9 protein-coding genes and 4 pseudogenes are annotated in these 13,575 nt (G+C 61.5%); 7 read left to right on the top strand and 6 right to left on the bottom strand.

Annotation, left to right across the window (positions count from 1 at the left end):
- Positions 1–576: 576 nt before the first annotated feature.
- The 6 genes and pseudogenes from BKP54_RS24355 to BKP54_RS24325 all read left to right on the top strand — a co-directional run.
- Positions 577–738, top strand: a pseudogene (locus tag BKP54_RS24355) (type 1 glutamine amidotransferase domain-containing protein); the annotation flags it as partial.
- Between the two features lie 301 nt (positions 739–1,039).
- Positions 1,040–1,840: an SDR family oxidoreductase gene (locus BKP54_RS24350; protein ID WP_057220741.1), complete on the top strand. Its 801-nt coding sequence runs from the start codon at positions 1,040–1,042 to the stop codon at positions 1,838–1,840.
- A 169-nt stretch (positions 1,841–2,009) separates the two neighbouring features.
- Positions 2,010–3,275: an epoxide hydrolase family protein gene (locus tag BKP54_RS24345; RefSeq protein WP_198956870.1), complete on the top strand. Its 1,266-nt coding sequence runs from the start codon at positions 2,010–2,012 to the stop codon at positions 3,273–3,275.
- A gap of 62 nt (positions 3,276–3,337) precedes the next feature.
- Entirely contained in the window at positions 3,338–3,976 is a 639-nt protein-coding gene (locus BKP54_RS24340) for a VOC family protein (RefSeq protein ID WP_025428230.1), read from the top strand.
- A gap of 282 nt (positions 3,977–4,258) precedes the next feature.
- The gene (locus tag BKP54_RS24330) at positions 4,259–5,206 is read left to right on the top strand and encodes a GlxA family transcriptional regulator (protein ID WP_025428231.1); all 948 of its coding nucleotides are present in this window, start codon (positions 4,259–4,261) and stop codon (positions 5,204–5,206) included.
- A 317-nt stretch (positions 5,207–5,523) separates the two neighbouring features.
- Positions 5,524–6,321, top strand: coding sequence for a DUF1194 domain-containing protein (locus tag BKP54_RS24325; RefSeq protein WP_057225096.1), 798 nt, complete (start codon positions 5,524–5,526; stop codon positions 6,319–6,321).
- A 17-nt stretch (positions 6,322–6,338) separates the two neighbouring features.
- On the opposite strand, the pseudogene BKP54_RS36735 reads toward BKP54_RS24325, so the two are convergent.
- The 3 genes and pseudogenes from BKP54_RS36735 to BKP54_RS36730 form a co-directional block, all read right to left on the bottom strand.
- Positions 6,339–6,626, bottom strand: a pseudogene (locus BKP54_RS36735) (hypothetical protein); the annotation flags it as partial.
- Positions 6,627–6,819: 193 nt separating this feature from the next.
- Positions 6,820–8,874, bottom strand: coding sequence for a calcium-binding protein (locus BKP54_RS24315; protein ID WP_084815046.1), 2,055 nt, complete (start codon positions 8,872–8,874; stop codon positions 6,820–6,822).
- 297 nt (positions 8,875–9,171) lie between these two features.
- Positions 9,172–9,297, bottom strand: a pseudogene (locus tag BKP54_RS36730) (transcriptional regulator); the annotation flags it as partial.
- 25 nt (positions 9,298–9,322) lie between these two features.
- Between BKP54_RS36730 and BKP54_RS36725 the strand changes: the two are divergent.
- A pseudogene (locus tag BKP54_RS36725) lies at positions 9,323–9,688 on the top strand (LysR substrate-binding domain-containing protein); the annotation flags it as partial.
- A gap of 253 nt (positions 9,689–9,941) precedes the next feature.
- Here BKP54_RS36725 and BKP54_RS24300 read toward each other — a convergent pair.
- From BKP54_RS24300 to BKP54_RS24290, 3 genes are read right to left on the bottom strand one after another with little or no spacing between them, the layout of a single operon-like run.
- Positions 9,942–10,814, bottom strand: a complete 873-nt coding sequence (locus BKP54_RS24300; RefSeq protein WP_084815044.1) for a dioxygenase — start codon at positions 10,812–10,814, stop codon at positions 9,942–9,944.
- Positions 10,815–10,827: 13 nt separating this feature from the next.
- On the bottom strand, positions 10,828–11,901 hold the full coding sequence (locus tag BKP54_RS24295; protein ID WP_057217494.1) for a prolyl oligopeptidase family serine peptidase: 1,074 nt from the start codon (positions 11,899–11,901) through the stop codon (positions 10,828–10,830).
- Entirely contained in the window at positions 11,898–13,547 is a 1,650-nt protein-coding gene (locus tag BKP54_RS24290; protein ID WP_051509217.1) for a bifunctional 3-(3-hydroxy-phenyl)propionate/3-hydroxycinnamic acid hydroxylase, read from the bottom strand. The genes BKP54_RS24295 and BKP54_RS24290 overlap by 4 nt, the downstream gene beginning before the upstream one ends.
- Positions 13,548–13,575: the final 28 nt, after the last annotated feature.

The raw sequence follows: 13,575 nt of genomic DNA, 5'->3' as shown, positions 1-13,575 counted from the left end.
GGTCATCGGATGCTCCTCTCAAGCTGAAGGTTGACCCCTTCATGCTCGGAGGACTCCGGCCGTTCGTCACCCCTGGTCCGATCAAAGCCTCGCCGATACCGTCAACGAGGCACACGCCTCAGCCCGCACCCCTCCCGCGCGAGCGGGTTCGTTCTTTGGCGCAAAGCGGCCAACGGATGCGAGCCGCAGCCATAGGGGCTGCGCACAAACCCGTCACCAGCCAGAAGCCGACGCCGTCGCGCAAGAAGGTACCAATGAGCGTCGCTACCCGCAGGACGGCGAGGGCATTCTGACACAGCAGCGCGCAGGCGCGCGGGGTGGCCTCATCCGAGGCCATGGCCATCAGCTCCAGTCGTTTTTCGGCGTCGCCTTCGAGCGGTGCAGGTCATACCAGGCGACCAGCTCTGCCTGCGACATGATGCGCTCCTGTTTTGCGTGATTGAGACGTGTCACGTGGCGGAGTCTATGTTGACGGATGTTGGCGGTCGATCGGATCAAGGGAGAGGGAAGGCTACACCCGAGGATAGGACAGCCTGTACTTGAGTGGACCGAAGCGAGGATTTGTTGGTCACGAGGCCCTTCCTCGTCGAGGACGAACTGAAACGTCTGGGCGGCCATTATGAAAAAGCTGGCGAATGGGCCGATTTTACCGTCATGGACGATCGGGTGGTTATCGGCCAGAACCCGGCTTCGTCCGGCTGTGCTACCATGACGCTGCTGACGTTTCTGCAGGCCTAGTTGCGGTCCGGCGCCCACGTGCCAAGCCTGTCCGCCGGCCAATCGGATCATAACGCTGGTCGAGATCGTCGAAGACGGCCCCGTGAAGCAGTCAGACGACAGGATGTCGTCTGCTGTGTCGCGCTTGCGCTGAAAGAGTTCAAGCGAGCCGACCGCCATCCTTCGTGCCCGCGCGCTGAACGCTCCTCGTATTCGAGCCGGGCGCTGGGCGCGCGTCCTAAATTGACGGATATACGACATTTGAGACGGGCGGGCTTCGTCTTAACATCAGGGCTGGAAATTCAACCTGATGGAGATTGTCATGACTGGGAATTCGAAGGATACCGCACTGATTACCGGCGCTTCTTCTGGTATCGGCGCGATTTACGCCGATCGGCTGGCGCGCCGGGGCTATGACCTGATCCTCGTGGCCCGCAACAAGGCGCGTCTCAATGCGCTCGCCAAGCGGCTCACCGACGAGACAGGTCGCGCTGTCGAAGTGATCGGAGCGGACCTCGGCAACAAGGACGATCTCGGTCGCGTAGAGCAAGTGCTACATACCGATGCCAGCATAACCACGCTGGTCAACAATGCCGGCGTCGGTGCGACCGCCCCGCTGTTGGCGTCCGATATCGACAAGATGGAAGAGCTAATCACGCTGAACGTCAATGCGCTGACGCGGTTGACCTATGCTGCGGTGCCCGGCTTCGTGAAGCGTGGCACCGGCGCGATCATCAACATCGCCTCGATCGTCGGTATCGCACCGGAGCTGCTGAATGGTGTGTATGGCGGGAGCAAAGCCTTCGTGCTGGCCTTCACCCTGTCGCTCCAGAAGGAGCTTGCCGACAACAATATCCGCGTCCAGGCCGTTCTTCCGGGTGCCACGGCGACCGATTTCTGGGGCATCGCCGGGACGCCCCTGGAACATGTGCCGACCGAGATCGTCATGTCCGCCGAGGATATGGTGGATGCCTCGCTTGCAGGCTTTGACCTCGGCGAGTTGGTCACCATTCCGGCGCTTCCGGACGCACGCGACTGGGAGGCTTACGAAGCGGCGCGGCAAAAGCTCATGCCGAACCTTTCGCTCAGCGCGCCTGCTGTTCGATATCGAGCCGCAGGGTAATTCCGGTCTTCAGCGACCCACTGAAATGCACGCCTATGTCGGCGGCGTCTCGCCGATCCTCGAAACAAGGAGAATGATCATGTCGAGATCCTATTCGATAATTGGCAAGCGCAATCGCCTTGCCGCCTATGCACTCGCTGGAACGATCGCAATTTTTCTTCCCGCGGTCGTGGCTCACGCCGAAACGAGTTCTTCTGCGCGCAGCGGCATCCAGGTTGCGCAGGCTTCCGTAAACGGTGCGTCCGATGCCCAGCCGGCTGTCGACGAAACCATTCGTCCATTCCAGTTCCGTGCAGCCGACGAGGCCCTTGCCGATCTCAAGCGGCGCATCGTCGCAACCAAGTGGCCCGATCAGGAGCTGGTCACGGACGATACTCAGGGCGTGCGACTGGCCACGATGCGGAAGCTTGCCGACTATTGGGCCAACCAGCACGACTGGCGAAAGGTGGAGGCGAGGTTGAACGCCTTGCCTCAGTTCGTGACGAACATCGACGGCGTCGATATCCACTTCATTCAGGTGAAGTCGAAGCACCCGAACGCGCTGCCGGTTATCATTACACATGGTTGGCCCGGCTCGATCATCGAGCAGCTGAAGATCATCGATCCGTTGACCAATCCGACAGCGCACGGCGGTACCGCAGCCGATGCGTTTGATGTCATAATTCCATCAATCCCCGGGTACGGCTTTTCCGGCAAGCCCACCGAGCTCGGCTGGGATCCGCAGCGTATCGCACGGGCCTGGGCCGTTCTGATGGACCGCCTGGGTTACAAGAAATATGTTGCGCAGGGCGGCGACTGGGGTGACGCAGTTAACGAGCAGATGGCGCTACAGAAGCCTGAAGGGCTGCTTGGCATCCACACCAACATGCCCGGCACGCTTCCCGATAACATTTCCGCGGCGCTGGCCGGCGGTCCGCAGCCGACGGGCCTGACGGCCGACGAGGAGTACGCGTGGAAGCAGCTCGATTTCTTCTACAAGCATCGTGTCGGCTACGCGTTGGAAATGGGAGCCCGGCCACAGACACTCTACGGCCTGGACGATTCACCCATCGCCCTTACCGCATGGATGATTGATCATGATCCGGAGAGCCAGAAGCTGATCGGCCGGGTCTTTGACGGGGCTAGTGAAGGGCTGACGCGCGATGACATCCTCGACAACATCACGCTCTACTGGCTGACGAACACGGGGCTGTCTTCGGGCCGTCTCTTCTGGGAAAGCAAGCTCGCTTTCTTCGCGCCCAAGGGCGTGACCATCCCGGTCGCGGTGAGTGCTTTTCCTGACGAAATCTACACCGCCCCCCGCAGTTGGACTGAGAAAGCCTTTCCGAAGCTGATCCACTACAATCGTCTGCCTAAGGGCGGGCACTTTGCGGCCTGGGAACAGCCGGAAGTCTTCACTGAAGAGTTGCGAGTCTCCTTCAGGTCGCTGCGTTAGTCGATTTTGAGAAAGAAGGGGCGCCATTGGCGCGCCGCCTTCCCAGCCACAAGGAAAAAGCCATGACCATTGCAACCAAAACCCTCAAACTGCAAACGGTCGACCTGAAACTTGAGGTCGTTGTTATCCCTGTTTCGGACGTTGACCGCGCAAAACGCTTTTATGACGGCCTGGGTTGGAGGCTCGACGCCGACTTCGCGGTCGGTGACACATTCCGGGTCGTACAGTTCACACCGCCGGGATCACCGAGCTCGATCCACTTCGGCACAGGGCTGACGTCGGCGGCACCCGGATCGGCACGCGGGCTGTATCTCGTCGTCTCGGATATCGAAGCTGCCCGCGCCGAACTCATCGGTCGCGGCGCCGACGTGAGCGAGATCATCCACCGCGCCGGTCCTGGGCAGCCGCCAATCAGCGGCAGGGATCCGGAACGGCGCAGCTACCGCTCCTCCGCCTCGTTCGCCGATCCGGACGGCAACGGCTGGCTGCTCCAGGAGGTCACCGAACGATTGCCTGGACGCGTCGACACGGACATCACGACATTCACCTCGTCGAGCGAACTCGCAGGCGCGCTACGGCGCGCGGCAGCCGCCCACGGCGAGCACGAAAAGCGAACCGGCGGCAAGCATGATGAGAACTGGCCGGACTGGTACGCCGACTACATCGTACAGGAGCAGGCCGGCAAGCCGCTACCGTTGTAACCCTCCGCGAGGCCGTATTCGGGTACGCAATCCACCGAAAACCGGATTGCGTACCCGTCTGCATCTTGTCGCAGGGCGTCTACGACTACGATGAGGCGGACGGCATCCGGTTCCCGACGAGGCGCCGTGCCTTCTTGCGGGGCACGGATGATAGCGTCGTCGAAGATCCGCTGCTGGCGTCCGTCAATGTATGCAACATCCACTTCGCGTGCGGACGAGGGCGCTTCTTGCGATGGCGCAAATGTGATATAAGCGGCGGTTTCAGACAAAAGGTGGTGTGCCATGCACAAGATCGGTTACGTCGTGTTTCCAGGATTCCAGCTCCTCGGTTTTGCAGCGGTCACTGCCTTCGAGATGGCCAACATTCAGCTTGGAGAGCCGGCTTACGAGATAACGTTGCTTTCCGAAGCCGGCGGAGAGATCAAGTCGTCGGCTGGGTTTGGTGTCATCACGAAAGCCTTCGACGATACGACCTACGACACCGTGATGTTTGGAGCCGGCACGACGATCGAGCCGATGACACCGGGCCTTATCGAGTTCGCGCGCCATTCCCTGCAAACTGCGCGTCGGCTGGCTGGCCCCTGTACCGCCGCCTTCATTCTTGCAGAATCCGGGCTGCTGGATGGGCGCCGTGCGACGACGCATTGGCTTTTTGCGCGCCAGCTCCGGGAGCGGTTCCCGGCCGTCAAGGTCGAGGAGGATCGCATCTTCATCGTCGATGGCTCCGTATGGACGTCGGCGGGAATGACGGCAAGCATCGACCTGGCTCTCGCCATGGTCGAGAAGGACCATGGTCAGGACGTTGCTCGCTCGGTCGCACGCAAGCTCGTGGTCTACCACCGCAGGGCCGGCGGCCAATCGCAGTTCTCGGCGTTGCTCGAACTGGACCCGAAGTCGGACCGGATCCAGAAATCGGTCAACTATGCCAAGGCCAATCTGCGCAGCGTTCTGTCGGTGGACGAACTGGCGGATGCGGCGGGCTTGAGCGCGCGCCAGTTCAGCCGCGCCTTCCGGTCAGAGACGGGGCAGTCGCCGGCCAAGGCGGTGGAGAACCTGCGCGTCGAGGCGGCGCGGCTGCTGATGGAACAAGGCCGCCACTCCATGGATGTGATCGCGGAGGAAACCGGCTTCGCCGATAGCGATCGCATGCGCCGGGCTTTTCTGCGGGCACTCGGACAGCCGCCCCAGACTATCCGGCGCAACGCCCGCGACAGTGAACTGGCACCCTGAATCGGGAGAACGAGGGTGTCGCGGCACAGAAGAACTGTGCACTGCTGGAGATGGTGATCGAGTTGTCGTGTGATTCCCTAATCTTGGGGTTCATGGACTCTGCTGGCAGGCATAGCGAGGTCGGCGGTTCGAAACCCTTCAAGGCAAGGGTTCACAGCTGGCTTTCCGAAGGGCGGCCGGTCCATCGGCCCGCCCCTTTTCGTCTGGAATGGGTGGGTGCGCCAAGAGCGGACAGGTGCTGAATCTGAGCTAGCATCCCTGTATTGCGAGCTCGCTGAACGGGCGTAGTATGATCGTGCACTGGGCTTCCGATCGCGATGAAACCGCAATGCGCGCTTCTTGTCTGCTTTGGCCTTCTGGGGGGCAGCACGCCCGCTCAGCTTTCTCAATTTGACGTTGATCTTGAGTTGGTTCTTGCCGTCGATGTCTCCTACTCAATGGAGATCGACGAACAGCGTGCGCAACGTCAAGGCTATGTGAATGCATTTCTCCAGCCCGAACTCGTCAATGCAATAGAGGACGGGCCTATCGGCAAAATCGCCGTGACATACGTTGAGTGGGGTGGCTCTGCTGTCCAGATCATGCCTTGGACGCTGATCGATGGCCCCAGCACTGCGGGCCAATTCGCCGATGCTCTGCGCCAGCAACCGATGAGGAGGATATCGTTCACCTCGATTTCCAACACGCTGGCGTTTTCACGAAACCTCTTCTTAGCTAGCCCGTTCCAGGGAATGCGACGCGTGGTCGACATATCGGGAGATGGGCCGAACAACTCCGGTGTGCCGGTACCCGTTGCCCGTAATTCGACTGTCGCCCAAGGCATCGTGATCGATGGACTGCCCATCATGTTGACGCGTCAGGATTCCGCATCGATTCCGGACCTCGACGCTTATTATGAGAATTGTGTCATCGGTGGAGATGGGGCCTTTCTGTTGAAAGTCTCAGATCCTGGCGATTTTGCGGAGGCTATTCTGAGCAAGCTCATTGTCGAGATACTTGGACCGAACGTGAGCGACCTGAAGCGGTTCGAGCCACTGTTGCAACGCGTCGACGACCGAGCAGACTACAATTGCTTTGTGGGCGAAGAAATGCAGGAGCGTCGCATTGGGCAATAGTTCAATGCGCTTTGCGTTCACGCTGAACCGCGACCTGCGGGCTTTGAGAGGCTGACCGGTGCGCCTGATCTGCGCGCGCGTTTCTGGCGGAAGACTTCGGCGGGTGGTTTGTAGCCGAGGCATTTGCGCGGTGTTGCGTTCAGATGATTGCAGATTTCGGTTAGATCGCAGTCGCTGAGCGACAGGGGATCGACCTCTCTCGAAAGCCATTTCCTGGCCCGTCTGTTGGTGTTTTCGACGGTTCCTTTCTGCCACGGGGATTGTGGATCGCAGAACCATGTTTGCGCTCCGATGGTGGCTTGCAGGCAGGGCCGCGGGCGGCAACAATGTCGTGATCGGCGAACCATGGCATCCCGGCTCCTCGCGGTCATCCACGACCTCGACACGGCGTATGGACCGGCGGCGTCATCCCATCGATGGACGCCTGACCACGGTGGCCAACGAAGCCGCGGCTGCAGGCGAATGCGGGCCTCCGGAAAGCTGAGGCCTAGCGTGCCGTCAGCCGAGACCGAAGACGACATCGCTTTCCATGAGAGCCGAGAGCGAAACATGCTCAATCAGAATGCCTTCGACATCGGAGCCGTTGAAGGCGATGAACAAGCCGTCGGTCGTATCGCTGGCGGCGGCAAGAAAATCGGCATAGCTGTGAATGCCTGTGGCGTCCTGGGCCTCTTCGGAAAAGGCGATCCGATCGCCCTGCCTGCCAACGAAATCGAGAATGTGATCGAGGCCCGCCTGGCCGGAGGTTTCCGACGACCACAGAAACGTGTCGGCGCCGCTGTCGCCCTTCAACAGGTCGGCGCCATTGCCGCCACTCAACAGGTCGTCCTGCGAGCCGCCGTCGAGAAAATCCGCACCTTCGCCGCCGAAAAGCTGGTCGTTTTCCGAGGCGCCCCTCAGCGTGTCGTCCCCACCACGCCCATCGAGGATATCGTTGCCGCTCGACGAATAGAGGGTGTCATTGTCGTCGGCGCCGCGCAGCACGTCGTCGTAGCGCCCGGATGAGACGTTGAAGTACTCCACATTGGTGAAGGCCAAGCCGGTGTGTGTTGCGCCGCGTGTCGCGTCGAAGTCGGTTACCTGCGGCAAGCCGCCATAGTTGAGGTTCAATAGATCCCGGCCTTCGCCGCCATCGACCTCTCCGAGGTAACGGGCATTGATCGTGTCGTTGCCCGCGCCGCCGCGCAGGATCGACGCGACGCCAAGGGTGCCGCTGCCGGGAAAGGTGTCCTGCAGCCAGTCATCGCCGGCGCCGCCATCGAGCATGTCGCTGCCGCCGTCATTGGCAAGCGTATCCCTGCCGTCGCCGCCAAAAGCCACGTCATCGCCAGCGCCTGTCTCTATCATGTCGTCTCCGGCGCCGGCATCGATGTAGTCGTTGCCCTCCTCGCCATCGAACCGGTCACGCCTGGCACCGCCTTCGAGATGATCGTTTCCCGCGCCGGCATCGACCACGAGATAGGTAAGATCACCCGCGATGACCCGATCGTTGCCGCTGCCAAGCGCGAGGCTTGCCTCCTCTATGCCGCGCAACACTGTGCCGGTCGAGGCCTCACCGGCAGCGAAATCGACAGTGAGGTCGCTCGTGCTCTGCGTCTCCTTGATATAGAGCCAGTCCTGGCCGGCGCCGCCATCGATCTCGGCGGAGTAGAGTGTCGAGACGATCTGGTCGCGGCCGTCGCCGCCAAAAAGACGGTTGGCACCGAGCCCGTCGGTGATCATGTCATCGCCCGCGCCGGCGTCGACGAAATCGTTGCCGCCTGCCGTCTCGATAACGTCGCCAAGTGCGCTACCCGTAATATGATCGCTTCCGCGTCCCGTCGTCAGCACAATCCGCTCGACATCCTGGTACTGGATGAAGAGATGCCGCTCCTCCTGCGTCCCGTATCCGATGATGCCGTGACCATTCTCCAGGTTGAACACGACCGGAGCGGCCGATGCCGAGAGGTCGACGGCCAGCGTATCGTCTCCGGCACCGCCGAAAACGGCGCTGCCCGTCCCGACAAGCACGAAGCGGTCATTTCCATCACCGCCGTCGAGACGGTCGTGACCACCCGTATTGGTGATGATGTCCTGTCCCGCGCCCGCATTGACGACGTCGTTGCCGGCACCGGTCGAAATCCGATCGCCCCCGGCAGTTCCGGTGATCCGGTCGTCACCACTGCCGGCGAGCAGGCGCAGCCACTCGATATCGTGGAAGAAGATGTGCCGGTTTGTGGCGCTCGGGTCGCCAGCATAGCCATGGCCGCTGGCACCGTTGAAGACCATCCGGTCTGCGCTTTGCGAGAAGTCGACGACAAGGCCGTCGTAACCGCTGCCTCCGGTAACTGCGCCGCCGGTCCCGGTGAGAACGATCTGGTCATCACCGGCACCGCCGTCGAGGCGATCGTAGCCGTTCGAACTTGTCAGGGTGTCGCTTTCAGCCCCACCATCGACAAAATCGTCGCCGCCGCCCCCATCGATCGTATCGCTGCCGGGCAGGCCCCAGATGTAGTCGGTTACCTCCGAGCCTTTCAAAGCATCGTTTGAGTACGAGCCTACGATCTTTGCCATCTCGCCATACCTTTCGATAGACTTATGCCAATACTTGCGATCACTCGAATAAAATCACCAAGCATCAAATCTATTTAACTAATTGCGTAAATCAACTCCGAATTAATCTTCCAAATGGAGGCAATTTAATATGAAATCTATATTAGATATCGAAAGGGAACTGCGGAGAATTGCTTTGAAGTAAAGCCAAGATCTGCGGAAAGACGAAGCCATAGGTCAGGACGTGCTGTGACATGCTCGAGGACGAGAAGAGGTCCGTCATGTTTCTCCAGAGCCCCAGAGAGGATGTGGACAAGGGGTGCAATCTGCGGCCTCGGCGGCGCGGCGCGGCGTGTTGAGTTGGATCGCCCCTACCGCTTCTGACTTCTCGATCAATTCGATGGTTGAGGACCGAACGCCGATGCGTGCACCGACGAGAAGCCTGGTCCGTACGTGACCCTATGTCGTGCCGTTGGCCAGAAGCGAGATCTGCATCGAGGATCTGAAGGGCGAGAAGATCATCTCGTTCTCGCGTCAGAACCTGTCGTTCACCGAGCGCTGCTTTGCTGAAAAGTTCGAGGCGCACGATCTTGCAAAGAGCGTCGCCTATACCTGCGACGACACCTTCTCGGTGGTGTCACTGGTCTCGGCCGGTCTTGGCATCGGCTTTGCGCCGGAATGGACGCTGGATCTTCCCAACCGCAATTTCGAGCTCAGGAAGGTGAGGGGTATCGACTTCCGGATCGGTCTTGGGGTCGCCTGGAGTAAGGACGATCCAACCGCGGCCCGGGACGACATCATCGAAATTGCTCGGTCGCGGGTCAGAGCGGGGAAGTCAGGGGCGAGGTCTCGAAAACCTCGTGGTCTGCGATCCCTCAATCAAACGGAGCGGCTTGCCGGGCCTAGGCCTCCCGGATCCCGGCCGTTGGCCGTCGCGATGCTGATCCTCCGAGACGAGGCCTTTAACCGGTCAAGCCGCGCGCGAACGGGCTCTGGCAGCGCTGTTGCCGTCGCCTGGTACGCTCATTATTCTCCCAAGCTGCCGGCGGGGTCCGCGTTCGACCTCACTCAAAAGCTACAGTTCACGACTATCTGACGTTACTGCAGCTGCGATGTTCGAATCTGTCCTCCTGCACCATGACGAAATCGAATGCGGCCTGCCACGAGGTCGCGCCGTCGATGCGCTCGAAATCAGCGATCAGGGAGGATTTGACACCGAAAACGGCGTCGGAAGTGAGGAAGGGGTCGCCGCCGGTGAAGATGTGGGTGACAACCTTCTGGTGGCCCGGAGCAGTTACAAGGAAATGCATGTGGGCCGGGCGACAGGGGTGGCGATGGAGCGCCTCCAACAGGTCCCCAGCAGGCCCGTCGTCGGGAATGGAATAACTGACAGGCTTGATACCGACGAAGCTGTAGGCGCCGTCGGCGCCCGTGACGAAGCGTCCGCGGTTGTTCCATTTCGGCTGCAGGTCCGGCTGCTGAACGTCGTAGAAGCCATCGGCATTGTCTGACCAGACGTCGATCGTTGCCCCTTCTATTGCGTTGCCGTCGAGATCAATCACCCGGCCGTGGAACAGGCAGCTTTCGCCCTTACCGTCCAGACTGATGCTTTCCCCCATCGCCCGGATCGGCGCGTTGGCGACGTGGAACGGGCCGAAGACGGTGTTCTCCGTCGCGCCTTCGGGACGACGGTTGCCGATGGCGTCGACCAGCATGGAAAGCCCAAGGACGTCGCTGAGCAGGATAAACTCCTGCCGTGTGTCGGTACAGGTCTGGCCGGCGCGGGTGAGGAAATCAACGGCCAACTCCCATTCCCGCTGGGTCAACTCCACGTCCTTGATAAAATCATGCAGATGTCGAACGAGGCTCGCCATGACCTGACGCATGCGCGGTGCCACGTCTACGCCAATCCTGCCGTTCACAGTCTCGGCGGAGTGTTCCTCAGTGAAATAACGGCGCATCAATCGCTCCCTGTCAGGCGGATCGGTCGAGCCGTGCGGCGAACCAGTCGCCGACGAGTGCCGTCCGCTCGAAGCTGTGGTTGTATATCGTGTGCTCACCGTCCGGCCAGACGCGGAGGGCGGCCTCGCCCGTCGCGGCATCGAGGAAGGGTTGCTGGTCCTCCAGTGCCACCAGCGGATCGGCGCCTCCGTGCAGGACGAGAAGCGGGCAGGCGATTCTGTCCCGCGCCGGATCGAAACGCAGCTTTTCCATGACAGCCTCAATCATCGCTCGATCCTCGGTGCCGATCATTGCCGCGCTCTGCTCGAAGGCCGTGCGGAAGGGCAGGATGGCGGGGTGGGCGAAGGAGCCGTTGACGCAACAGGCGCGGATGCGGCTGTCGCTGCCCGCAGTGCGTGCCGCCCACAGGCCGCCGTAGCTGTTGCCCCAGATGCCCGGCGCGCCGAGGCTCGGATCGTCCAGGATTACATCGACCCAGCGGCTATAGGCGGCCTCGACCCCCGCCTGAAGATAAAGGCCTTGCTCGATGCGGGTCTCGCCCTGGCCGGGGCCTTCGGCGAGAAGGGTGGCAAGCCCGCGGCGCGCCAGCTCCCGGGCGATTGGCAGATAGGCGATGCCCCAGCCGCTCTGGCCGCCGAACAGGATGACGGTGCCGTTTGCACTTCCGCTTGCGGGGCGCACCAGCCAGCCGATCAGGCTTTTTCCCGAATATCCGGTCTCGACCCGCTCGAAGGGCAGGCCGAAGACAGGGGTGAGCTTCCGACAGGCGGCGACCAGCCTGCGATACAGCGCGACCTTGCGGGGTTCGTCGAAATTGAAGGCCATCTGGGCGTAGACCAGCGCGGCGATGCCGCGCTGCCGTGCCTCGCCGGCGGTGACGATGTTTCCTTCAGCCTCGGCCCGGTCGGCCTGTTGCAGGCGCTCGGTGGCGATGGTTTCTGCCACCGCATCCCAGGGCTCGCCCTCCGAGATGCGGGCATGAAGCCGGCGCGCATCCCCCGGGTCCATGCCGCAGTCGAGAAGCCGCGTCAGTGGCATGGCCCGCTGATGGGCAAGGTTCGCCTTGATGACCGAGTCCTCGGTCATGCCCGTGCCTCCATGGTGGTCTCAAAGGTGGGTACAGGCTGATGCAGCCAGTGCAGCCTGTCGCGAAGGCCGCGCAGCAGGGTGGGGAGATCGGAGAGATCCCGGACTGCACCATACATCAGGAAATCGGGACGGCGCAGATAGGCGGCGAAACCATTTCTCTCCAGAAACGCCAGTTGCACGCCGTCAAGATCTGCGACTTGATCGGGCGCAGCATCGGTGTCGCCGACGACGATCCAGCGACCACCGATGGCGTCGAAGAAAGCGTGGGTCGCGGGATCCAGATGGAGGCTCGGGTCGGTCCGGCTGACGATCAGGAAGCCGCGCCCCACCACGTCGTCCATCAAGCCTTCGCGGCCGCCGGCGCGCACGAGACCCTGTGGCGTTGGTGCACCGGTGGGGGTGAGGAGGTTACCATCGGGCTCCACATGCACCACGCCGGTCTCGATCTTGGGGAAGGGCGGGGGCGGCGGCATGTTTCCGGACAGGAAGAGTGCATTGCGTTCAGCCACCTTCGCCGGGTCGTCCTCGTTGGCGACCTTGCCGAGCATGGTCGAGGTCTTGGTGATCTGCGTGACATGCGGGCGCCGCTCTGCTTCATAGGTATCGAGAAGCTCCGGCTCGGCCTTGCCCCGCAACACGAGGTCCAGCTTCCATGCAAGATTGGCGCTGTCGCGAATGGCCGAACAGGCGCCCTGGCCCATATAGGGCATCATCGTGTGGGCGGCATCGCCCACCAGCATGACCCGGCCTTCCTTCCAGCTTTTTGTGATCGCGGGGTCAAATGTATAGACAACGTTGCGGATCGGCCGGATTTCGTCGAGCCCGATGCCATGCTGCTCGCTGAGCCAGGCAAGGCCATTCTTGATGTCTTCCCAGTAGCTGGTTTCCTCGCCCGGCAGCACGCGCATCTCGAAACGCACGCGGGATTTGCCGATCGGCATGTACATGTGCGCCCGTGCCGGGTCGCAATAGATCGAGGTAATGGCAAAGCGGTCGCCGAGATCCTTGACGTATTCGGAATCAAGATTGAGCCAACGTTCATGATGGCCGTACTGGTGACGCGCGATGCCGAGTGCGCGGCGCGTGAAACTGTTGGCGCCATCCGCGCCGATCACATAGTCCACCTCGATCCTGCGGACTGGATCGCCCCCGTCAGAAACCGCCTTCCACGAACCGTCCCAGGGTTGGGCTTCCAGAACGACCTTATCCGCACTCTGCTCGAGCTTGGAGACTTCCCAGCCGCGTAGGAACTCGACGTTCGGCAGAGGCTGTGCGCGGGAATAGATCGCGTCCTCGATTTCCGGCTGGAAGATCGAAATATGGGCGGGAAAACCGCATTGCTGCCCCTTCCAGTCCAGATCGATCAGAATGTTTCCCTGATCGTCGAGGTAGTGGTAGGTGTCGATCGCCTGCGCGTCGCGAAGGGCATGACCGATATCCCCGGCCGAGGCGACCAGGCGTGCCGTCTCGCCGTCGATATGGCTGAGGCGGGGCAGGCCGTAGGGTTCGGGCCAGCGCTCGATAACGATGACATTATGGCCGGCTTGTCCGAGGAGCGAGGCGGCAGTCAGGCCCGCAGGCCCGCAACCGATAACGGCCACTTGCCGGTGCACCACAGGCGGCGATGCCTTGGATTGATTCATGTTATCCTCCCGTTTTGCAGATATGTCT

It is taken from the genome of Ensifer sp. 1H6 (assembly GCF_001976035.1).
Classification (GTDB): Bacteria; Pseudomonadota; Alphaproteobacteria; order Rhizobiales; family Rhizobiaceae; genus Ensifer; species Ensifer canadensis.
Note: the sequence above shows the minus strand (reverse complement) of the source record. Positions and strands in the feature narration are given on the sequence as shown.

Coding starts and splice junctions, on each gene's coding strand:
- BKP54_RS24340 (WP_025428230.1), top strand. CDS start 3,338: ATGACCATTGCAACCAAAACCCTCAAACTGCAAACGGTCGACCTGAAA.
- BKP54_RS24315 (WP_084815046.1), bottom strand. CDS start 8,874: ATGGCAAAGATCGTAGGCTCGTACTCAAACGATGCTTTGAAAGGCTCG.
- BKP54_RS24330 (WP_025428231.1), top strand. CDS start 4,259: ATGCACAAGATCGGTTACGTCGTGTTTCCAGGATTCCAGCTCCTCGGT.
- BKP54_RS24350 (WP_057220741.1), top strand. CDS start 1,040: ATGACTGGGAATTCGAAGGATACCGCACTGATTACCGGCGCTTCTTCT.
- BKP54_RS24290 (WP_051509217.1), bottom strand. CDS start 13,547: ATGAATCAATCCAAGGCATCGCCGCCTGTGGTGCACCGGCAAGTGGCC.
- BKP54_RS24295 (WP_057217494.1), bottom strand. CDS start 11,901: ATGACCGAGGACTCGGTCATCAAGGCGAACCTTGCCCATCAGCGGGCC.
- BKP54_RS24325 (WP_057225096.1), top strand. CDS start 5,524: ATGAAACCGCAATGCGCGCTTCTTGTCTGCTTTGGCCTTCTGGGGGGC.
- BKP54_RS24300 (WP_084815044.1), bottom strand. CDS start 10,814: ATGCGCCGTTATTTCACTGAGGAACACTCCGCCGAGACTGTGAACGGC.